This is a genomic window from Paraburkholderia sp. AV2 (genome assembly GCF_054968425.1).
Map to the genome: position 1 here is coordinate 59328 of NZ_JBANLK010000023.1, position 20966 is coordinate 80293.

General features: G+C 65.0%; 24 protein-coding genes. 13 read left to right on the forward strand and 11 right to left on the reverse strand.

The window, feature by feature from the left end; all coding sequences use genetic code 11:
- Nucleotides 1-14: 14 nt before the first annotated feature.
- The 3 genes from V8683_RS17300 to V8683_RS17310 all read right to left on the reverse strand — a co-directional run bounded on the left by V8683_RS17300 (nt 15) and on the right by V8683_RS17310 (nt 1262).
- Nucleotides 15-368, reverse strand: coding sequence for a type II toxin-antitoxin system RelE/ParE family toxin (locus V8683_RS17300; protein ID WP_411193335.1), 354 nt, complete (start codon nt 366-368; stop codon nt 15-17).
- Nucleotides 365-634 carry a ribbon-helix-helix domain-containing protein gene (locus V8683_RS17305; protein WP_411193336.1) on the reverse strand — a complete coding sequence of 90 codons (270 nt, stop codon included), beginning with the start codon at nt 632-634 and terminating at the stop codon, nt 365-367. Before V8683_RS17305 ends, V8683_RS17300 begins: the two co-directional genes overlap by 4 nt.
- A 202-nt stretch (nt 635-836) precedes the next feature.
- Nucleotides 837-1262, reverse strand: coding sequence for a tautomerase family protein (locus V8683_RS17310; RefSeq protein ID WP_411193337.1), 426 nt, complete (start codon nt 1260-1262; stop codon nt 837-839).
- A 143-nt stretch (nt 1263-1405) separates the two neighbouring features.
- On the opposite strand from V8683_RS17310, the gene V8683_RS17315 reads away from it, so the two are divergent.
- Nucleotides 1406-2011, forward strand: coding sequence for a TetR/AcrR family transcriptional regulator (locus V8683_RS17315; RefSeq protein WP_411193338.1), 606 nt, complete (start codon nt 1406-1408; stop codon nt 2009-2011).
- Between the two features lie 16 nt (nt 2012-2027).
- Here V8683_RS17315 and V8683_RS17320 read toward each other — a convergent pair whose 3' ends face one another.
- Complete coding sequence (locus V8683_RS17320) at nt 2028-2477, reverse strand: PACE efflux transporter (protein WP_411193339.1); 450 nt, start codon at nt 2475-2477, stop codon at nt 2028-2030.
- Between the two features lie 94 nt (nt 2478-2571).
- Here V8683_RS17320 and V8683_RS17325 point away from each other — a divergent pair, with 94 nt between their 5' ends.
- On the forward strand, nt 2572-3468 hold the full coding sequence (locus V8683_RS17325; protein WP_411193340.1) for a LysR family transcriptional regulator: 897 nt from the start codon (nt 2572-2574) through the stop codon (nt 3466-3468).
- Nucleotides 3469-3572: 104 nt separating this feature from the next.
- On the forward strand, nt 3573-4286 hold the full coding sequence (locus tag V8683_RS17330; RefSeq protein WP_411193341.1) for a dienelactone hydrolase family protein: 714 nt from the start codon (nt 3573-3575) through the stop codon (nt 4284-4286).
- 3 nt (nt 4287-4289) lie between these two features.
- Here the strand turns inward: V8683_RS17330 and V8683_RS17335 are convergent, their stop codons facing one another.
- Nucleotides 4290-5225, reverse strand: coding sequence for a LysR family transcriptional regulator (locus V8683_RS17335; RefSeq protein ID WP_411193342.1), 936 nt, complete (start codon nt 5223-5225; stop codon nt 4290-4292).
- 103 nt (nt 5226-5328) lie between these two features.
- On the opposite strand from V8683_RS17335, the gene mdlC reads away from it, so the two are divergent.
- The 4 genes from mdlC (at nt 5329) to V8683_RS17355 (ending at nt 10189) form a co-directional block, all read left to right on the forward strand.
- A complete protein-coding gene (gene mdlC, locus V8683_RS17340; protein ID WP_411193343.1) occupies nt 5329-6966 on the forward strand; it encodes a benzoylformate decarboxylase in 1638 nt (545 codons plus the stop codon).
- 43 nt (nt 6967-7009) lie between these two features.
- Nucleotides 7010-8461 carry an aldehyde dehydrogenase gene (locus V8683_RS17345; protein WP_411193344.1) on the forward strand — a complete coding sequence of 484 codons (1452 nt, stop codon included), beginning with the start codon at nt 7010-7012 and terminating at the stop codon, nt 8459-8461.
- Between the two features lie 137 nt (nt 8462-8598).
- Nucleotides 8599-9366: a bestrophin-like domain gene (locus V8683_RS17350; RefSeq protein WP_411193345.1), complete on the forward strand. Its 768-nt coding sequence runs from the start codon at nt 8599-8601 to the stop codon at nt 9364-9366.
- Between the two features lie 118 nt (nt 9367-9484).
- Nucleotides 9485-10189, forward strand: coding sequence for a glutathione S-transferase N-terminal domain-containing protein (locus V8683_RS17355; protein WP_411193346.1), 705 nt, complete (start codon nt 9485-9487; stop codon nt 10187-10189).
- A gap of 93 nt (nt 10190-10282) precedes the next feature.
- Here the strand turns inward: V8683_RS17355 and V8683_RS17360 are convergent, their stop codons facing one another.
- From V8683_RS17360 to V8683_RS17370, 3 genes are read right to left on the reverse strand one after another with little or no spacing between them, the layout of a single operon-like run.
- On the reverse strand, nt 10283-11053 hold the full coding sequence (locus V8683_RS17360) for an SDR family oxidoreductase (RefSeq protein ID WP_411193347.1): 771 nt from the start codon (nt 11051-11053) through the stop codon (nt 10283-10285).
- 51 nt (nt 11054-11104) lie between these two features.
- Nucleotides 11105-11959, reverse strand: a complete 855-nt coding sequence (locus tag V8683_RS17365; RefSeq protein ID WP_411193348.1) for an alpha/beta fold hydrolase — start codon at nt 11957-11959, stop codon at nt 11105-11107.
- A gap of 35 nt (nt 11960-11994) precedes the next feature.
- The gene (locus tag V8683_RS17370) at nt 11995-12690 is read right to left on the reverse strand and encodes an alpha/beta fold hydrolase (RefSeq protein WP_411193349.1); all 696 of its coding nucleotides are present in this window, start codon (nt 12688-12690) and stop codon (nt 11995-11997) included.
- A 165-nt stretch (nt 12691-12855) separates the two neighbouring features.
- Between V8683_RS17370 and V8683_RS17375 the strand changes: the two genes are divergently transcribed.
- Both V8683_RS17375 and V8683_RS17380 read left to right on the forward strand, forming a co-directional pair.
- Nucleotides 12856-13500, forward strand: a complete 645-nt coding sequence (locus tag V8683_RS17375; protein WP_411193350.1) for a CGNR zinc finger domain-containing protein — start codon at nt 12856-12858, stop codon at nt 13498-13500.
- Between the two features lie 91 nt (nt 13501-13591).
- Nucleotides 13592-14308, forward strand: coding sequence for a YceH family protein (locus V8683_RS17380; RefSeq protein WP_411193351.1), 717 nt, complete (start codon nt 13592-13594; stop codon nt 14306-14308).
- A gap of 101 nt (nt 14309-14409) precedes the next feature.
- Here the strand turns inward: V8683_RS17380 and V8683_RS17385 are convergent, their stop codons facing one another.
- Nucleotides 14410-15264, reverse strand: coding sequence for a nucleotidyltransferase domain-containing protein (locus tag V8683_RS17385; RefSeq protein ID WP_411193352.1), 855 nt, complete (start codon nt 15262-15264; stop codon nt 14410-14412).
- A 606-nt stretch (nt 15265-15870) separates the two neighbouring features.
- Between V8683_RS17385 and V8683_RS17390 the strand changes: the two genes are divergently transcribed.
- On the forward strand, nt 15871-16236 hold the full coding sequence (locus V8683_RS17390) for a hypothetical protein (protein ID WP_411193353.1): 366 nt from the start codon (nt 15871-15873) through the stop codon (nt 16234-16236).
- Nucleotides 16237-16279: 43 nt separating this feature from the next.
- Nucleotides 16280-16684 carry a hypothetical protein gene (locus V8683_RS17395; RefSeq protein ID WP_411193354.1) on the forward strand — a complete coding sequence of 135 codons (405 nt, stop codon included), beginning with the start codon at nt 16280-16282 and terminating at the stop codon, nt 16682-16684.
- A gap of 405 nt (nt 16685-17089) precedes the next feature.
- On the opposite strand, the gene V8683_RS17400 is transcribed toward V8683_RS17395, so the two are convergent.
- Nucleotides 17090-18103, reverse strand: coding sequence for an aldo/keto reductase (locus V8683_RS17400; RefSeq protein WP_411193355.1), 1014 nt, complete (start codon nt 18101-18103; stop codon nt 17090-17092).
- Nucleotides 18104-18403: 300 nt separating this feature from the next.
- Here V8683_RS17400 and V8683_RS17405 point away from each other — a divergent pair, with 300 nt between their 5' ends.
- Together V8683_RS17405 and V8683_RS17410 are read left to right on the forward strand one after the other, a co-directional pair.
- Complete coding sequence (locus V8683_RS17405) at nt 18404-18841, forward strand: nuclear transport factor 2 family protein (RefSeq protein ID WP_411193356.1); 438 nt, start codon at nt 18404-18406, stop codon at nt 18839-18841.
- 15 nt (nt 18842-18856) lie between these two features.
- Entirely contained in the window at nt 18857-20374 is a 1518-nt protein-coding gene (locus V8683_RS17410; protein WP_411193357.1) for an AMP-binding protein, read from the forward strand.
- 33 nt (nt 20375-20407) lie between these two features.
- Here the strand turns inward: V8683_RS17410 and V8683_RS17415 are convergent, their stop codons facing one another.
- Nucleotides 20408-20941 carry a TetR-like C-terminal domain-containing protein gene (locus V8683_RS17415; protein WP_411193358.1) on the reverse strand — a complete coding sequence of 178 codons (534 nt, stop codon included), beginning with the start codon at nt 20939-20941 and terminating at the stop codon, nt 20408-20410.
- Between the last annotated feature and the right edge of the window lie 25 nt (nt 20942-20966).

Consider the following 20966-nt stretch of genomic DNA (forward strand, 5'->3'; position numbering starts at 1 on the left):
TCAAAGGCACTGATTCATCGTCGCTTCAGTCGGTCGACTTCCGCCAGGAATGACGGCGTGAATTCAGCGATCAGGCTTTCAATGTCGCGCACCTGATGCTGGACCGTCAGCACGGCAATGCCATTCGGCACGATATCGTAGATCACGAAATGCTGTCGTGCAGGCACCATGAGGAAAGGTGCGGGGCGCAACTGGCGCAAACGCCCCTTTTCCGGTTTGGCGGCTGCCCGTTGCATGGCCGAGTACAGGTCAGCAAGATAGCGGTCGGCCACCATCTCGCCCCACTCACGGCTCGAGCGCGCATGAATTCTGCGTAGTTCGAGAGCGGCGTTGCGGGTCAGAAATAACTGGGCGGCAGACTCCGTCATTGCCAGCCCTCAGCCTCCTTGCGGTCCAGCAGGGCCATATCAGCCTTGAAGTCACCCGTCGATGCAAAGGTACGGCCTGCGGCGAGATCGCGATAACCTGCGGCGATGGCCTCTTGCAGAAACTGCCCTTCGCGCTTCTCCATATCACGGCGGATCAGATCGCGCACGTATTCGCTCGGTGTTTCATACAGGCCATTCTCGCCCACCATGCGGCTTACAAACTCTGCCAGAGGCTGAGATAAACGGGCATTGATACGCTCAGTCATAGCGAACCTCGCTGACAATTTCACAGCAAAATTGTCGCACTAAACGCATTGATTGGGGCATCTATTGCGCCAGCAAATCATGGGTACGTGGTCCCAATTGATCAAGTACGCCAACCGGCTGTACAGCCTACAACTGCAATTCTGCGCACGGCCTGTTCTCCGCGACACGAAGAACAGGCCACCACCACAGCAGCCCCTGCCTTCAGCGCCCAGCCGCCGCACCTATCGCCTCGGCCAGCCCCGCATTGTCATAGGCTCGCCCCGCAATGCCCCACGCGCCATCCGCCGCATAAACCACGTTGACCCAGATACGGTCGCGCGTCAGTTGCCCTCCCGCCGCCCGCTCGACCACCTCCGTTGCCCGTTCGACAAAGCGCCGCTTCGCCTCGGGCGTCGCCAGCGCCACCGCGGGCAGCTTGAGCTCGACGAACGCCGCCGCGCCCGCCTTGCCGCCCGCAAACACGCGTCCGGTCGGCACCACGTGCAGCGTGCCGACCACGTTCGGCTCCATGAATGCATTCCCCTCCAGTTGCTCGATTTCCAGCAGGGCTTCGGTCAATGCGGCAAACACCCGGGCTTCGGCTGCGGGTGCGAGCAGGCCCTCGGCGACGGTCAGCGTAATCGGCATGGCAAATCCTCCTTCGGTGAGTGCGTAGATCAACAGGGACTAGCACCAGCGGTCGTGATATAAATACTGATCACTCTCTATAGAATAGATACTGATCGCTCTTTATGCAAGATAAAGAGCGATCACTCCGAAAGAGGCCGCCCATGCGTTATTCCGCCGAACACAAGAACGAGACCCGCGCACGCATACTCGAGGCCGCCAGCCGGCTGTTCCGCGAGGAAGGCTATGGGGGATCGGGTATCGGTCCGCTGACGAAGGCCGCCGGCGTGACCAATGGCGCGTTCTACGGACATTTCAAATCGAAGAGCGAGGCGTTCCGCAACGTCGTGCTCGCGGGAATCGAGCAGTTGCGCGATGGCGTAGCGTCATTGCGGGCCGCCCACGGCGCACGCTGGCGGCGGCCGTTCATCGACTTCTATCTGGGGCCGCGGCGCACCTGCAAGCTCGGCGAGAGCTGCGCGTTGCCGAGCCTTTCGCCGGAAGTGATGCGGGCCGACGACGAAACCCGCACCGCCTACGAAGAGGAACTGCTGCGCCTCGTGGACGAAGTGTCGGCGGGACTCGACGATCTGCCCGCCGCCGGCCGCGACGACCGTGCGATCGCGTTTCTCGCGCTGCTCTCGGGCGGCGTGACGCTGGCGCGCGCCGTACGCGATCCGGCGCTCTCGGAACGGATCGCGAAAGCGGTCAGCCGCTACGCAACGGCAATGACCGAGCCCGAAGACATGGCGCCAAGGCGCAAGCGGTGATCCTCGCCAGATGAGATCAGGGCTTCAGGGCCTCGCAAGGCGTGGCCGGCAGTGCCGAAGCCGGCAGGCCGAACAGGTAATCGAAACCGAGGTTATAGAGGTAGGCGTAGACGAGGAAGAACACCGTCAAGCCGATATCCATGACGAAAGCCTCGACCAGCGTAATGCGCAGCAACCCCGCGAATATCGGCACGAGTATCAGCACGAGGCCGCCTTCGAAGCCCACGGCATGCGCGATACGCCGCGCCACACTCCGGCCGCGCTTCGTCTGCCGCGCTTCCCAGCGCTCGAACATCATGTTGTAGACGAAATTCCACGACGTAGCGATCACTGAAGAGAGCACCGCCGCCACGGCTGCCCGGTCGAAACCGCTCCCGGCGATCGAGGCGAAGCTCGTACCGGTCACGAGAATGGCGAGACCCTCGAACACGGTGACATAAACGATGCGGCGTTTGAGACCTTGCATGGCGCCCCCGGCGCGAGTCGGAACGGCCTTGATACTCTCACGGGCAATCTGATACAACCAGTCAGCTTCTTTCAAAAAAACTGAAGGGTTGGCAATGAGCTTCCACTCGGACAATGTGGCCGTCTTTCTCGCCGTGCTCGATCACGGCTCGTTCTCGGCCGCGGCGCGCGCACTGGGCAAAGTGCCTTCCGCGGTAAGCATGACCATTGCGAACCTCGAAGCCGCGCTCGACCTCGTGCTGTTCGAGCGCACGGGCCGCGAGCCCGTCCCCACGGCCGCCGCCCGCGCGCTGGAACCGCGCGCGCGCCAGATCGCGCTGCAACTGAGGCAACTCGACGTGCACGCGCTCGCGCTGCACGCCGGGCTGGAAAAGACACTCGCCATCGCCGTGGCGCCGGAGCTGCTGGCCGCGCCGTGGAGTACGCCGCTACAGACGCTGGCTCACGAGTTTCCCGCGCTGGAAGTGAACATCGTATCGGCGCCGCAGGCGCACGCCATGCGTATGCTCCACGAGGGTGCCGTGCAACTCGCGCTGGTGTTCGAGCGGCCCGGTCTCGATGCGCGCGAAGGCTTTCAGGAAGTGAGCAGCGAATTGCTGGTGGCCGTGGTGTCGCCCGATCACCCGCTCTATCAGCCCGACCGGAGCTGCGTGAGCCACGAAGACCTGATCGCGGGCCGGCAGATCGCCGTCGCGAGCCATGCGGACAGCCGGCTCAACAACCGCACGCTCGTGTCGCGCACCACATGGCGCACGGACAGCCATCTCGCCACGCTAGGGCTCGTCCAGGCCGGACTCGGCTGGGCCTACCTGCCGCGCGCACTCGTGCTGCCGCTGCTCGCCACGGGCGCGCTTGTGGAGATCGTGTTCGAGAACATGAGCAACGAAATCCGGCTCTGGGCCGATATTGTCTGGTCGACGGAACGGCCGCTCGGGCTCGCCGCGCGGCGTTACGTCGACCTGATGCGCGACGGGCGCCGGATCGACCCATGACGCCCGGCGCGCTTCTGCCGGACCGACACGGCAAAGCCTCGGCGCAAACGCTATGCTACGGCTTTCGCCCAACCGGGCCACGACCGACCGCTAGAGGAATCATCATGAAACAGCCCGCCGGATCCATGATCACCTTCACCCGCCCCGACGGCCAGACGCTGCAGGGCTATCTTGCCCGCCCCGAAAAGGCCGAAGGCGCACCAGCCATCGTCGTGATCCAGGAGTGGTGGGGATTGAACGACCAGATCCGCGGCGTGGCCGACCGCCTCGCCCAGTCGGGCTACCTCGCGCTGGTTCCCGATCTCTACCGCGGCAAGTCCACGGTAGAGGAAGAGGAAGCGAGCCATCTGATGAACGCGCTCGATTTCGCCGACGCCGCCTCGCAAGACGTGCGCGGCGCCGTGGACTACCTGAAGACGTTGACCGACCGCATCGGCCTGACCGGCTACTGCATGGGCGGCGCCCTGACGCTGCTGGCGGCAAGCCAGATTCCCGGCATCACCGGTGTGGTGGTGTGGTACGGCTTCCCGCCGCTCGAATACATCGACGCCACGAAGATCACCGCGCCGGTGCTCGGTCACTGGGCCACGCAGGACCAGTTCTTCAAGACCGAAGGAGTCGACGCGCTGGAAACGAAGCTGCTCGACGCCAAGGTCGATGTCGAGTTCCACCGCTATCTCGCGCACCACGCGTTCGCCAACGAGACCGCCGTGGGCCCGAGCCGCATCGCCGCCACGCAGTACGACCCGGTCTGGGCGCAACTGGCCTGGGATCGCACGCTCACGTTCTGGGGCAAGACGCTCTGGCCGCGAGGCTGAGCCTCACTGGTCACGCGGGGCCGGCCCCGTTGACTGCCCCGCCGCCGTCAACCGCCGCAGCTCTTCCAGCAGCTTCACCGCCGGGCTCGGCAGAATGCCGTCCCGGCGCCGGAAGGCGGTGAGCGTGCGCCGTCCTTCCACGCCCGGCAGTTCGAGCGTATCGAACACCCCCGCCTTGCTTTCCGTCGCGTACATCGGCGTCGCCATCCAGCTCAGGAAGTGCGAGCTCGCCACGAGGCTCTTCAACACCGTGATCGAGCGCGTCTCGACCACCACGTTCGGCAAGCCCAGGCCCTGCTCCGCGAACGCCTGCTGCATGTGCTCGAAGGGCGCCGTGCCGCGCGGCGGGACCGCCCATTGCTCGTCGAGCGTGTCGGCCAGCGTGAGGCCCGGCTTGCGGCGCAACGGATGATCGAGCGCCGCCACGACATAACTCAGATCCTCCCAGCGGCAATCGCCGATCGCGGCGATCTCCTCGGTGTCCGGCACCGCCATGCTGAGCGCGAGGTCGATCTCGCGGCGCACGAGCGCATCGGCAAGACGGTCCCACACCCCTTCGATAATTTCCACCCGCAGCTTGGGCCACTTCTGCAGCACGCCGCTCACGGCGAGCGGCAACACATGGCTCGCAATGCTGCCCACCGCGCCGCAGCGGATCGTCCCGCGCGCGAGGCCGCGCATGGCATCGATTTCCTCGCGGGTCTGCTCGGCTTCGCGCAGCAAGAGGATCGCGTGCGGCAGCAGCGCGTCGCCGACGGCGGTGAGCTGCATGCCGCGCGAATGACGTTCGAAGAGCGGCGCGCCCACCTGGACTTCGAGCCGGCGAATCGCCCGGCTCAGCGCAGGCTGCGTAACGTGCAGCGTATCCGCCGCGCGCCCGAGACTGCCGGCCGATACGATCGTGGCAAAGGCATGCAGTTGCTGGAGATTGAAAGTCATGCCTGAAGGTAATGCCTTTGGGCAGAACAGGCAATTTCGGATTACCCCGAGCCTCGCGATAATGCCCCATCGGCACAACGCGCCCCGTACAAGGAGACATTCAATGGCAGGCAGCGCGCCTCAACAGAACAAGCAGGCCGGCATCGCACCGGGCACGACCGTGCGCGATGCCGTGATCGACTTCGCACGCCGCGTTGGCATGACGTCGATCTTCGCGAACCCCGGCTCGACCGAACTGCCGATGTTCCGCGATTTCCCGGCCGATTTCCGTTATGTGCTGGGCCTGCACGAAGCGGTCGTCGTCGGCATGGCCGACGGCTATGCCCAGGCGAGCGGCCGCGCGGCGCTCGTGAACCTGCATTCGGCAGCCGGCGTGGGCAATGCCATGGGCAATATCTTCACGGCGTTCCGCAACCGCACGCCGCTCGTCATTACCGCCGGTCAGCAGGCGCGCGCGATCCTGCCGTTCGACCCGTTCCTCGCCGCAACCCAGGCGACCGAACTGCCGAAGCCCTATGTGAAATGGAGCATCGAACCCGCGCGCGCCGAAGACGTCCCGCTCGCCATCGCGCGCGCCTGGGCAATCGCCATGCAGGAACCGCGCGGCCCCGTGTTCGTCTCGATTCCCGTGGACGACTGGGACCGGCCGTCCACGCTCGTGCCCGAGCGCGACGTCGCCCACGTCACGCGGCCCGATCCGGCGATGCTCGCGCGCATCGGTGCGCTGCTCGACGCCTGCGAGCGGCCCGCGTTCGTGGTGGGCGGCGCCGTGGACCGCGCGGGCGCCGTCGAGGACGTGGTTCAGCTCGCCGAGCGGCATCGCGCGCGCGTCTACGTCGCGCCCATGACGGGGCGCTGCAGCTTTCCGGAAACGCATCGTCTCTTCGCGGGCTTCCTGCCCGCCATGCGCGAGCGCATCGTCGAAACGCTCGGCGGTCACGACCTCGTGTTTGCGCTCGGCGCACCGGCGTTCACTTACCACGTGGAGGGGCACGGCCCGCATGTGCCGCCCGGCGCGCCGCTGTGCCAGTTGATCGACGATCCGGGCACGGCCGCGTGGACGCCGCAAGGTCTGATCGCCGTCGGCAATGTGCGGCTCGGCGTGCGCGATCTGCTCGAGCGCCCGGCGCCTCGCGAGCGCGTGCTGCCCGCACCGCGGCCGACACCGCCGCGTGCGCTGCCGCCGGCGCCAGGGGAACGCATGTCGGTGGCGTTCGCGTTGCAAACGCTCAGCGAAGCGCGTCATAACAACGGCCATGGCGACGATATCGTCGTGGAGGAAGCACCCAGCGCCCGCCCTGTGATGCAGACCTACCTGCCGATCGGGCGCGCGGGCGGCTTCCTCACCATGGACAGCGGCGGACTCGGCTACGGCATGCCGGCCGCGGTGGGCGTCGCCCTCGCGAGGCCCGGCGAGCGCGTGATCGCGTTGACAGGCGACGGCTCCAGCATGTACTCGATCCAGGCCATCTGGAGCGCGGTGCAACTGCGTTTGCCCATTACCTTCGTCATCCTGAACAATACGCGCTACGCCGCGCTGCAGGATTTCGCGCCGGTATTCGGCTTTGGCCCCGGCGATCCGGTCCAGGGCACCGACCTGCCGGGACTCGACTTCGTGACGATCGCGGCCGGCATGGGCTGTTCCGGCGTGCGCGCAAGCGTTGCGTCCCAGTTGCACGAAGCGCTGCGACACGCGTTCACGTCGCCAGGTCCGGCGCTCGTCGAAGTGGTCGTTGCGTAATCCCTCATCCTTATACCCATCACGCTCATCGAGGAGACAACCCATGCAAAACGTAGCAATGCTGATCGACGGCGAAAAAGTGTCCGCGCGCGATGGCGCCACGTTCGAGCGCCGCAATCCGCTGGACGGCACTGTGGCATCGCGCGCGCCCGCCGCTTCGATCGAAGACGCACGCGCCGCCGTGGATGCCGCCGCGCGCGCCTTCCCGGCCTGGTCGGCGCTCGGACCCGGCGAGCGCCGTGCACTGCTCACGAAGGCCGCACATGCGCTCGAAGCGAAAGCCGATGCCTTTGCGGCCGCCATGGCGGCCGAGACCGGCGCGTCGGGCCTGTGGGCCGGCTTCAATGTGCATCTCGCGGCCCAGGGCCTGATCGAGGCCGCCGCCATGACGACGCAGATCGGCGGCGAACTGATTCCCTCCGACGTGCCGGGCAGTCTCGCGATGGGCGTGCGTCAACCTGCCGGTGTCGTGCTCGGCATCGCACCGTGGAATGCGCCCGTGATCCTCGCCGTGCGCGCCATCGCACTGCCGCTCGCATGCGGCAACACGGTCGTGCTGAAGGGCTCGGAAATCTGCCCGGCCACGCACGGCCTCATCATCGAAGCCATGCAGGAAGTCGGCCTGCCACGCGGCGCCGTGAACTTCGTGACGAACGCGCCGGCGGACGCCGCGCCCATCGTGGAAGCGATGATTGCGCATCCCAAGGTGCGGCGCGTGAACTTCACGGGCTCCACGCGCGTCGGCCGCCTGGTGGCGGAGCAGTGCGCGCGCCATCTGAAGCCCGCCGTGCTCGAACTGGGCGGCAAGGCGCCGCTCGTCGTGCTCGACGACGCCGACCTCGACGCCGCCGTGAATGCCGCCGTGTTCGGCGCCTTCGCGAATTCCGGGCAAATTTGCATGTCGACGGAGCGCATCATCGTCGATGAGCCCATTGCCGATGCCTTCGTCGACAAGCTGGCTGCGCGCGCCCGTGCGCTGCCGCTCGGCGACCCGCGCAAGGGGCCGGTCGTGCTCGGCTCGGTCGTCGACATGAGCACGGTCGAGCGCTGCAACGCGTTGATCGACGACGCGCTCGCGAAAGGCGCGACGCTCGTGTGCGGCGGCAAGGCGGACAACACGCTGATGCCGGCGACGCTGCTCGATCATGTGACGCCCGGGATGCGCATCTACCACGACGAATCGTTCGGTCCCGTGAAGCCCATCGTCCGCGTGCGCGGCGAGGAAGCGGCTATCGCCTGCGCCAACGACAATCCGTATGGACTCTCCTCGGCCGTGTTCAGCCGCGACAGCGCGCGGGCGCTCAACGTGGCGCAGCGCATCGAATCCGGTATCTGCCACATCAATGGGCCGACCGTGCACGACGAAGCGCAGATGCCGTTCGGCGGTGTGAAGGACAGCGGCTTCGGGCGCTTCGGCGGCAAGGCGGGCATTGCCGAATTCACCGAACTGCGCTGGATCACGCTGCAGACCACGCCGCGTCATTATCCGTTCTGAGAGGTGATCCTGTTGACCCTCCCATGAGGCACCCCGCCGTCCCGAATTTCCAATAAAATCGGCCTCGCCTGGTGCCGGATACGCCCGATCCGGCGGCGCGACCGGCACCAGGCGCCCTCGTCCTCCCTGGAGCCGCCATGGCACAACTCGTCGATCGTCCCGCGTTGCTGTTCGTCACGCTGATCGTCCTGCTTTCCCTGGCCGCCGCGCTTGGGGCTGTCGTACTGCATCGCCTGTATCCGCTCCATGAGGAAACCCGCGAAAACTACAACGTCGTGCAGGGCGCCACGCTCACCCTGCTCGCGCTCCTGATCGGCTTCACGCTGTCGATGGCGGTCGGCCGCTACGACCAGCGCAAGAACTACGAAGAAGAGGAAGCCAACGCGATCGGCACGGAATACGTGCGCGCCGACCTGATCGGCGGCGCCGGATCGGCAAAGATGAAGGCGCTGCTCGCGCAGTACCTGGAGTTGCGCATCGAGTGCTACAGGACACGCGATGCCAAACAACTGGAAGCGATCAACAGCAAGACTTCCATCCTCCAGGGCCAGCTCTGGGCAGGCGCGCGAGACGCCGCTGCGGCACAGCCCAACCCCATCACGGCGCTCGTCGTGACCGGCATGAACGATGTCCTCAACACCCAAGGCTATACCCAGGCAGCCTGGCTCAATCGCATCCCGGTATCGGCCTGGGGACTCATGCTGCTGATCGCCTTCTTCAGCAACCTCATGCAAGGCTACGGCGTACGCGGCAAAACCGGCCGGCGCGTACTGCTCGTCATCCTGCCCATCACCGTCTCGCTCTCGCTTTCGCTGATCGCGGACATCGACAGTCCGCGCGGCGGCCTGATTCGCGTGGTGCCGCAGAATCTGCTCCTCGTTCAGCAATCGCTGCCGCCGAACTGAACGCGGCGCCCCGGGAAGCGTGGTGCCCGGGGCCATGCCCGGCACGCACCCGCCAATTCCTCTAAACTGGGCAGCCCGGCCAATTCAGGCCGGCAAGCGATTAGCAGAGGATGCCCGCATGAACGACCTTTCCGTCTTCCCCATCACGCGCAAGTGGCCAGCCCAGCATCCCGACCGCATCCAGCTCTATTCGCTCCCCACGCCCAACGGCGTGAAGATCTCGATCATGCTGGAAGAGACCGGCCTGCCCTATGAAGGGCATCTGGTGCGCTTCGACGCCAACGATCAGATGACGCCCGAGTTCCTCTCGCTGAATCCGAACAACAAGATTCCCGCGATCCTCGACCCCAACGGCCCCGAAGGCCAGCCGCTCGCGCTTTTCGAGTCGGGCGCGATCCTCATCTATCTCGCCGACAAGTGCGGCCAGTTCCTCGCACGCGCAGGCAACGCGCGCTACGAGACCATCCAGTGGCTCATGTTCCAGATGGGCGGCATTGGCCCGATGTTCGGCCAGCTCGGCTTCTTCCACCGTTTCGCGGGCAAGGAGTACGAGGACAAGCGTCCCCGCGATCGCTATGTCGGGGAATCGCGCCGTCTGCTCAACGTGCTCAACGAGCGCCTCGCGGGCCGCGCGTGGATCATGGGCGAGGACTACACCATCGCGGACATGGCCACGTTCCCATGGGTGCGCAACCTGGTCGGCTTTTATGAAGCGGGCGATCTGGTCGGCATTCAGGATTTCCCGCACGTCACGCGCGCGCTCGCAGCATTCGTCGCGCGCCCGGCAGTCGAGCGAGGGCTCAACATCCCGCCGCGCGGCTAAGCGGCGCCCGGCGCTTCGGGCCTCGCTCTACGCGAGGCTTTACGCCGGGATCCGGTAAGCGCAACGGCCGCCGCCCCGCCAGAAACACGCCGCTCACACGGACTTCACCTCGCCGCCGTCCATGCGCAGCGTCGACCCCGTCATCCAGTGCGCCGCCGGCGACACGACGAATGCCATCAGTTCGGCGATTTCCTCCGGCGTGCCGTAGCGGGCAATACCGGCTTCGGCCGGGAATTTCGCCGTGGCCTCTTCCACCGTCATGTCGTGCAGCGGCGCCCAGTGTTCGAGATACGAGCGACGCCGGCCCGTCATCACCGGCCCGGGCAGCACGCTGTTGACCTGCACGCCGTCCGCAATGCCACGGTCGGAGAACGCTTTCGCCAGCGCCACAATAGCGGCGTTGATCGTGCCCACGGCCGCATAGGGAGCCTTCGGGAACAACGCGGAATTGCCGGACATCAGCACGACCGACCCCGACGCCGCCTTCAGCGCCGGCCACGCCGCCACCGTGAGGCGCCGCGCGCCATGCAGTTTCAGCGCGAGCCCTCGTTCCCACTCGTCGTCGGTCATCTCGAACACGTCGATCTGCGGGACCGCCCCCGCGATGTTGAGCAGCGCGTCGATCCGGCCAAACGCCGCCAGCGTGCGGTCGACAACCGGCTGGGCCGCCCCGGGGTCGGCGAGATCGAGTTCGATCACGAGCGCCTTGGCGCCCGCGCGCTCCACCTCGCCCGCCGTTTCTTCCAGGTTCGCCCGATTGCGCGCGACCAGCGCGACGGCGCTGAAATCCCTCGCCAGCCGGATTGCGGTTGAACGGCCGATACCCTGGCTCGCCCCCGTGACAATGGCAACTCTCGTGGACATCACACTCTCCATAAAGGTGAATCGATAACGGCCCGTGCACTCGCTTCGGGATCAGCGCACAAGGAATCCGGAAATGGCCTCGGCAATTTCCGAAGCGTGGGTTTCGAGCGCGAAGTGGCCCGTGTCGAAGAAACGCACGACCGCTTGCGGCAGATCGCGCCGGAACGCTTCCGCGCCTGCCGGAAGAAAGAACGGGTCGTTCCTGCCCCACACGGCGAGAAACGGCGGCTGATGCGTGCGCAAGTACTGCTGGAAAGCCGGATACAGGGCCACGTTACTACCGTAGTCGCCAAACAGATCGAGCTGGATTTCATCCATGCCGCCGCGGGCGAGATAGTGGTTGTCGAGCGTGTAGCCGTCCGGCGAAACCGCTGTCGTGTCGGGCACGCCATGCGTGTATTGCCACTTCGTCGTATCGGGCGCAAGGAACGCGCGCAGCGCCTCGCGGTTCGCAGCCGTCTGCGCTCCCCAGTATGCGCGGATCGGATTCCAGCCATCGCTCAAGCCCTCTTCGTAAGCGTTGCCGTTCTGCGAAACGATCGCCGTAATTCTTTCGGGATGCTTGAGAGCCAGCCGGAAACCGGTCGGCGCGCCGTAGTCGAAAACGTACACCGCATAGCGATCGAAACCGATCACCTCCGTGAAGCGGTCGATGACGTTGGCGATGTTTTCGAACGTATAGGCGAAGCGATCGCGCGACGGCAGGTCCGACTGGCCGAATCCGGGCAGGTCCGGCGCGACCAGATGAAAACGCCCGGCGAGCTTCGGCATCAGGTCACGAAACATGTGGCTCGAAGTCGGAAAGCCGTGCAGCAACAGGAGCTTCGGCGCGTCGCGACGGCCGGTCTCGCGATAGAACACGTTGAAACCATCGACATCGGCGTGACGATACGCAATCGTAGACATGGTTTGCCTCCAGAAGAAACGACGAAACAACGCTTTCAGCGGCCGGCGACCGACCGCACTGCTTCGAGAATGATTTGCGCCACGGCATCGGGGGCCGTCATGAGCGGCGTGTGGTCGACATCGTGCGAACGCACGTTTGCGTTCATGCGGCGCGCCATGAAATGCTGCGTGGCCGGGTCGATCATGCGGTCGCGCCCCGCGACCAGGAACCATGCCGGCAAGTCCCGCCACAACGGCCGCGCCACGGCCTCGCCGATGCATGCGGGCGCAATGGGCCGCTGCACGGCGGCCAGCACCGCCAGCTCCTGCGGCGTCGCATCCTGGGCAAAAGCGCTGGCAAACGCGTCGTGCGGCAGCCAGATCCAGCCGTCGCTATCGGGAGCGAGCTTCGGCGCCAGCGGATGCGTTTCGCCGCGATAGAACACATCGGCCACCGTCTCGCCTTCGTCCGGCGCCAGCGCCGCCACGTAGACCAGCGCACGAACCGCTTCAGCCCGCGGCGCGCCGATCACTGCGCCGGCATAGGCGTGCCCCGCCAGCACGACGGGCCCCGCAGCCCGCCTTATCGCCCGTTCGAGCGCCGCCACGTCGTCGCCGAGCGACGTGAGCGGCAACGGCGCGGCGATTGCCTCGACGCCAGCCGCCTCCAGGCGGCCAATCACCTTGCCCCAGCTCGACCCGTCTGCCCAGGCTCCATGGGCGAGCACCACGCTTACGTTTTCAGATGCCATGTCGCATTCCTCCGGAGAAAGTGGCCACTGCCCAGGCGGTCGGAATCCGCCTCATCGAGTAACCTTATTAACATTGATTAAGAGGTTACTAACTGCGCATGTAACTTGTCAAGAATGATTTTGACGGTTACATTTTCCGCAACATCACTTAATTCGTGGTCAGCAATGGACTATCGTCAAAACCCCGCGATACTCGTGGCCGACGCGTTGGGCCTCGACTTCCTGAACTCCGTCGCAACGCCCGTGGACGAACCCGTTGACTGGGTGAGTGACGGGGAAGGCCTGCTAGCCTGGCTCGCGCAAACGGGCCTTGTGCCGCCTGCCGTGCTCGCGCAGTTGCGCGCAAAGGCCACGCGGGAGGAGTTGGACGCCGTGGCCGCGCGAGCGCGAGAACTGCGCGAATGGTTCAGGGGCTTCGTGCGTTCCCGCAAGGGAAAGCCGCTAACGGCACACGATCTCGACGACCTTGAACCCCTCAACCGGCTGCTCGCCCAGGACAAGCGGCATGAAGCGATCGTCGCGGCCACCGACGGCAGCACGCCGGCGCTGGCACTGCACGCGTACCGGCGCTGGACGACGCCGGACGCGTTGTTGCTGCCGATAGCCGAGGCCATGGCGAAACTGGTGTGCGAAGAAGACTTCACGCATGTGAAAGCGTGCGAGGGTCCACGCTGCACGCTGCTGTTCGCCGATCACACGCGCGGCCACGCGCGCCGCTGGTGCAGCATGGCGCTCTGCGGCAATCGGGCGAAGGTTGCCGCGCACCGCAAGCGGCTAAAGGAGCAAAGCGGGGAACAAAGCAAGGAGTAAGGCAGTAAACGTGACGGGAGACGGTACGGTAGTGCACACGATGCGCGTATGATCTCCCCCCACGAATGATCTTCCATTACCGGGTTTGACCATGAATTCTTCTGCCGATAGCGCCTCGCCACGCCCGCTGCGCGCGCTCACGCAACTCGAGGCGCGCATTCTGGGCGTGCTGGTCGAGAAGCAGCACACGGTGCCCGACACTTACCCGCTGTCGCTCAACGCGTTGACGTCCGGCTGCAACCAGAAGACGGCGCGCACGCCGGTGATGAACGTCAGCGAGACCGAAGTGCTTGGCACCATCGAGGATCTCAAACACCTGAGCCTGGTGTTCGAGGGCAGCAGCAGCCGCGTGCCGCGTTTCGAGCACAACCTGAATCGCGTGCTGGGCATTCCGGGCCAGGCCGTGGCGCTGCTGACGGTGATTCTGCTGCGCGGCGCGCAGACGGCGGCCGAGTTGCGTCTGAACTCCGCACGGCTGCACGGGTTCGCGGACGTGTCGTCGGTCGAGGCCTTCCTCGACGAACTGGCCGAGCGCGAGCCGCCGCTCGTCGTGAAGCTGCCGCGCGCGCCGGGCGAGCGCGAGAACCGCTGGATGCATCTGCTGTGCGGCGAGGTGGAAATGAGCGCGGGCGCCGCGGCGGCTGGCGATGCGCCGGTGATCGGCAATGCCGTCTCGTTGGCGGAATTCGAAACGTTGCGCGGCGAGCATGAGCGGCTTGCCGAAGAGGTGGTTCGGCTGCGCGCGCTCGTCGAGCGCCTTGCTGCTGAACTGGGGGTTGGGGTCGATGAGCGGGGGCAGCAGACGTAACGGCAGACGAGGCGGCGCGCTACGCGAATAGCGTGGCGCATAAAACCTTAAGCATGCCTTACCCTATAACCAGCAAAAACAGCCATTCCCATCGAAATTCACTACGACCCGGGGCGGGAATGCGTTTCGACCATAGCATGGAGATCTCTATCCATGGCTCGCAACACAGACACGGCGGTCGCGAGATCCGACTCGCCGATTGCGGCCCACACGCGTTTGACCTGTGTTTCAAGGTCGCGAATTGTGCAGATGAACGTAGCGGCTTCGATCAGAGACGCTTTTTCGTTTATCAGGTAGCGCCCATTGAGCGCAAACAAAACCTGCGCCATGCAGCACAACGCCCGATATGCACACCCCGCCACGTGCACCTGCTCGTGGCGCGAGATCGCCGTCTGCGCATTGTCGATGCTAAACGACACCTCCCAGAGGAATGTATTGACTAGTGCCGTGCGCAGTGCCACCGGATACGGTGAAGTTGAAGCTTTGAGCTTGTGGATGCTTTCGTCCGGATCGTAAAGGGGTTGGCATAGCGCCACCTCCCCCATCCAGATCGCAGAGCAGAACCCATGCGGATGTCCAGGCTGGTATTCCATCAAGACGCGCCCCGCGCGGCATTCGTCGATCACGGTGGCAACGCGCTCAATATTCCGATACAGAAGATCGACTTTTCGCCCCGCGACCGAGAGCCAACCGCCACCCACTATGCGGGGGCCCCATTCTCCAACAGGCGTTACGGCCGCTGAAACCGGATCGTCGACCAGTGTCCTGACCACGTTCAGCAACGATTCTGTATCCAGCGGTTCAGCGGATTCAAAATAGAGCCCGATATCGTAGTCGGACGCCTCGTTAGCTGTTCCCCTGGCACGAGACCCACCCAGGACTACCGCAACAACGCCGGGCACCTTTGCCAGAGATGGGACTATTCGCTTCAACAGCGTGTCCGTGATGGTGGGCATGTTTGAACCTTGTAGTCTGGAAATGCTTCACGACCGCAGCGCTTCATCGTCGTCGGCCGTGTGAGCAAACGGTAGTCCGGCACTTCGACGTTTCGCCAAACAGTGAAACAATTCGATAAGCGGTGCGTCGACAATAGAGTGCCGAGGTCGCGTAAAACTATCATGGAAACTCAAATCGCGAGCCTGCCGGTACTGTACTTCGGGCCCCCGTTGTCGATCGCCGCGATCACCGGCTCCGGCATTACTTCGCTCTTGGCCGATGCCTGAGAAGAAATTCTAGAACCCGGAACTCGAAGCCAGTCGATTTGGGCATGATGCAAGCTCCATGCTCAGGTCTTCTGACAAATGCAGGAAGGACCGAGGCCACGCTTCCCATTGTTGTCGACGACCCGTCGAAGCATGGCAGCGCCGCATCGCTCATTCCCCTTCGCTCGGAACCTCCTATACTGTTGCTACGCAGGCTCTGTCTCCCCCGATGACGAAGGCTGCCAGAAAGCCCCGGTGGCCGCATCCGCCGGGGCTTTCGCTTACCTGCCCGCCCGCGATCGGCCGTGGACGGCGCTGATCAGGTGTCCTTGAAAGCCGAAGGCAAAAACGAGCGCAAACATGGAATCAGCCAATACGTTGGCCACATCCGATGACGGCGGCCTGAACGCGGACGATGCGACGGAGCCCCCGGACGAGATCGCCCGGATCGTCGCATTCCGCAAACAGCACCGGGAATCCCAGCGGCAGTTCTGGCGGCTCCTCGGCGTCGCCCAGTCCAGCGGCAGCCGCTACGAGGCTCGCGAACTGCCAATGCCCCTGCCGGTTCGCCTGCTAGTGGAGCTACGCCTGTCCGGGGGAATTACGGGTGAGGATCTTCGAGCAGTCAGGCGACCGACGGCGGCGGCCGGCACTACGTCTGCCGTTTCTATTGTGGCGCCGGTCTCCGGCGGACTGCGGCGCCGCTACCATTTCCGCCAGGACTGATCCGCAGGTCCGGCCGTAGTCCGCACTAACCGGATCCGCCGCCATGACCGAATCCTTCGAAGCCGCGTTCGGGACGCTCACTGATGTTCCCGCTTGCAGGCGCCTGCTGATGGGCTGCGGACCTCCAAGCGGGGAACTCGAGTGGTGCGCCTTGGGCATTGGGGACGTGGATCCGGGCGCAATGCTGGGCATGTCCCCGATCGGCCGGGAGATTGCCGCCTGCATCGAAGCGTTCCGCGCACAGCCGGATAAGCTGACCATCGAATTTCTCCCCTGCGCGTCGACAAACTCGGTGACCGTGCTCGTGATGGGGGCGGTTTCGCTTCGGGAAGTCGCGGACTGGATGCAGGAGATGCTGGAAGCCATCTCTGGCGATTACGTGCCGGCCTGGCTTGCGCAACAATGCGGCCTGCGCAACCGACCCGGCACAACGGATTCTTCCCCGTGAAGCCGGCACGGCCAGGCAGCGGAGAAAGAACATGCTTAGGATGACGAATCATTTATCGAGATATTCGGACAGGCAACCCGCATTTCGGCAGTGGCGTATTCCAGGAATACAACACCCCTCCGAATGGGAATCACGTGAACTATCTCCAGGCGCAACCCCTCGATGGCTCGTCTGCCCAGCGCATCACCGTCGGCCGCGCCCTCTCCGCCGGAAACGACCGACGGCTCCGGTATATCAACGAAGCCGGAGTTCTGATACGCGATACGCGGTGGAAACGGGCTTCCATCCGTCCGGGGTACTGAAAGATCGGGATGCGAGGCTCGTGGCATCATGAAACTGCCTCTGATTCGTTGTCGCGATGTGACACTTGCGCCGGCCGAACCTCGCTGCGCCCTCAACCGCTGCTCACGCTCCGTGGCTACGCTCACTGTCGAGGTGCGCCATTTGCGCCGCGGCGTAACGCTCGCCGGCGGCCGCGCCTCTCGGCACCGCGCGCTCGATGGCCGCAAGATCGTCGGCGCTCAGGACTACGTCCAGCGCGCCGAGAGCTTCGGTCAGCCGGTCGCGGCGCCGCGCGCCGATCAGCGGCACGACGATGTCGTCCTGGGCGGCCACCCAGGCAATCGCGATTTGCGCCACCGTTACGCCCTTTTCCCCGGCAACCGTCCGCAGCGCCTCGACGAGCGCGAGATTGCGATCGACGTTCTCGCCCTGGAAGCGCGGGCTGTACGCGCGAAAATCGCCGGCGCCCGCCGCGCTCTTCTGCCAGTGCCCGCTGATGAGCCCGCGCGAAAGCACGCCATACGCGGTAATGCCGATACCGAGTTCGCGGCAGGCAGGCAAAATCTCGTCTTCGATGCTGCGCGAGATCAGTGAATACTCGATCTGCAAATCGCAGACGGGATGCACGGCGGCCGCACGGCGGATGGTCGCCGCACCGACCTCGGAGAGGCCGACGTGCCGCACGTAACCCGCCTTGATCATGTCGCCGATCGCGCCCACGGTTTCCTCGATCGGCACGTTCGGGTCGAGGCGCGCGGGCCGGTAGATGTCGATGTGGTCCACGCCCAGCCGTTGCAACGAATAGGCGAGGAAGTTCTTCACCGCAGCGGGACGCGCATCATACAGCGACCAGCCGCCCGCCGGATCGCGCATCGCACCGAACTTCACGCTGACGATCGCGGCATCGCGACGCGAAGGCGGCGCGCTCTTCAGCGCCTCGGCGATCAGCAATTCGTTGTGGCCCGAACCGTAGAAGTCGCCGGTGTCCAGCAAGGTCACGCCCGCCTCCAGCGCGGCGTGAATGGTGGCGATGCTCTCCGCGCGATCGGACGGACCATACATGCCCGACATGCCCATGCAGCCAAGGCCAATGGCCGAGCTGAGAGGTCCCGTTGCGCCGAGTCGAAGCTGCTTCATGTCTTTCTCCTGAACTGGCACCGCACACGAGCGGCGGTGGACGAGACGGATTATGGGCGCACCTTTGGCGTGCGATAATCCCCCTCAAACCGAATAGGTTGTCCAGATTTCCGCACAATGCCTGAGACCGGCTTCGCTTCCTGGCTGGCTATGGGTGAATGGTCCCGCCCAATCCTCTCAGCAAAAGACCTCCTTGCACCACCGGGCACCGCCTGTTAGAGTCCAAAAAACTATTCACTGCATAGTTTCACGTGAATGGGATGGTGTCATGCAGGCACCGCCCCTGGACAAGGAGACAGCATGGAAGTCAGGAACCTGCCGGAAGCAGCCCAGCGCACGCTCGCTACGTGGCACGACCTCCTCGAACGCAATGCGATGGAGGAACTGGACCCGCTGCTGTCCGACAACATTGTCTTTCGCTCGCCGGTGGCGCACACGCCTTATCCCGGCAAGACGGCGATCAAGCTGGTGCTGAAGACCGTCAACACCGTATTCGAGGACTTCCGCTACCACCGCACCTTCGCGAGCGACGACGGGCAAAGCATCGTGCTGGAGTTCAGCGCCACCGTGAACGGCAAGGCCCTGAAAGGCATCGACATGCTGCGTCTCGACGCGCACGGCAAGATCGAGGAATTCGAAGTGATGGTGCGCCCGATGAGCGGCCTGCAAGCGCTCGCCGCCGAAATGGGTGCGCGGCTCGCCGCCGCTCAAGCCGTGCTGACCGGCACGGACGCGTGAGTATCGGGAGACATCATGGTTCCCGCAATATGGTTCGGAGAACGGAATTATTCGCCCGCATGGATGCGGGCGGAAATGCAGCGAATTCTCGCCGGGCTGCACGGATTGCAGTGCAAGGAAGGCGACACGGTTGCCGCCATGCTACGCAATAGCCCCGAGTATGTCGCACTGGTGCTGGCCTGCCGCCAGGCCGGCCTCTACCTGGCATCGATCAACTGGCATTTCAAGGCGCTGGAAGCCGCACATATCCTCACGGACAGCGCCGCGCACACGCTGTTCGTCGACGCGGACCTGCTCGCCCAGATCCGCGAGGGAATTCCCGAAGGGGTCCATGTTGTCGCCGTAGCGCACACGGACACCACGGCCGCCACGGCTGCGGACCGCGAGGCATACCGCTGGACGGACTTCGGCAGCGGCCTGCCGCCCATGCCGCCGCGCGCCGGCCTGCTGCACGGCGCCATCACCTATACCTCGGGCACCACCGGCAAGCCCAAGGGCGTACGCCGCATTCCGTGGTCTCCCGACGAGCAGGTGACGATGCAGCCGCGCCTGCAGCGCGTCGTCGATATCGTGTATGGGACCGGCACCGACGTGACGGCCTATTTTTCGGCGCCGATCTATCACAGCGCGGTGATGAACTATCTGCTGCACTTCAGTCAGCTCGGCGCCACGCTGGTGCTGGAACCGCGCTTCGATCCCGATCGAACGCTCGATCTTCTGGCGCAGCATCGCGTCACGCATGCCTACCTCGTGCCCACCATGTATCAGCGGCTGCTGGCCGTGGATCCCGCCGTCCGCGCTCGCCGCGATCTGTCCGCCTTGCGCCACGTCGCCTCGACCGGTTCGCCCTGCGCCGCCCCGCTGAAGCAGGCCATGATCGACTGGCTAGGCCCCGTCGTCACCGAGGCCTACGGATCGAGCGAGGCGGGCTACACGACCTTTATCGATTCCGCCGACTGGCTGAGCCACGCGGGTTCGGCCGGGCGCCCGTTGCCCGATGCCGAAGTCCGTATCCTCGACGAAAACGGCAACGCACTGCCCGTGCGGGAGATCGGCCTGATCTACGTGCGTCAGCACGCCGTGCCCGACTTCACCTACATCAACCGGCCCGACGCGCGCGCGGCGGCAGAGCGCGACGGTCTCGTCACGCTGGGCGACATGGGCTACCTGGACGAGGACGGCTTCCTCTATATCTGCGACCGGAAAGCGGACATGGTGATCTCCGGCGGGGTAAACATCTATCCGGCGGAAATCGAATCCGTACTCCTCACTATGCCCGGTATCGAGGATTGCGCGGTCTTCGGCATTCCCGACCCGGAGTTCGGCGAAGCGCTGGCTGCGGCGGTCCAGCCGCGCGCCGGCAGCCTCATCGAAGCCCATGCCGTGCAGGACTTCCTGCGCGAACGCATCGCCAACTACAAGGTGCCTCGCGTAGTCGAGATTCATGCGGCGCTGCCGCGCGAAGATAGTGGCAAGATCTTCAAACGGCGTTTGCGCGAACCGCATTGGCAGGGTCAGGCACGCGTGATCTGACACAAGCACACCGACACAGGCGGTGCACCGCGCTCAGCGCTTCTCCGTCGCCGCCTTCAATGCGGAGAGGCAAAACTGGACGACGATGTCGGCCAGTTTTTCTGCGGTGGGGTTTTGAGTCGACGAGATGGAAATCTTGCGGCCATCGAGGGTCAGCACGGCAAGCCCGTGCGTTGCCGCCCAGACGGCAAACGCGAGTTCCTCTTCACTCAGCGCACTGGCGTCCGCACCCTCCAGGCAGGGGGCAATCGCGCGCCGCAGCAGGTGAAAGGAGGCCGAACCCGCTTCCAGCAGTTCCGGATACTGTTCGCGATTCTGGATCTCCGGCCCGAACATCAGGTGAAAGCGTGCCGGATGCGCCTGAGCGAATTCGACATAGGCCAGCATGACCGAACGCAGGCGCCCGGCCGCGTCTTCCGGGTCGACCTCGTCCAGCCGCGTGTGACGGAAGCTCACCAGATCGCGGAAGGCTTGGGCCGCGATGGCCGCGAGCAATCCGTTGCGGTCCTGGAAGTGATACGCCGGTGCCCCCGGCGAGACTCCGGCGAGCCTGGCGGCCGTACGCATGCTCATGCCCGCGATCCCTTCGGTG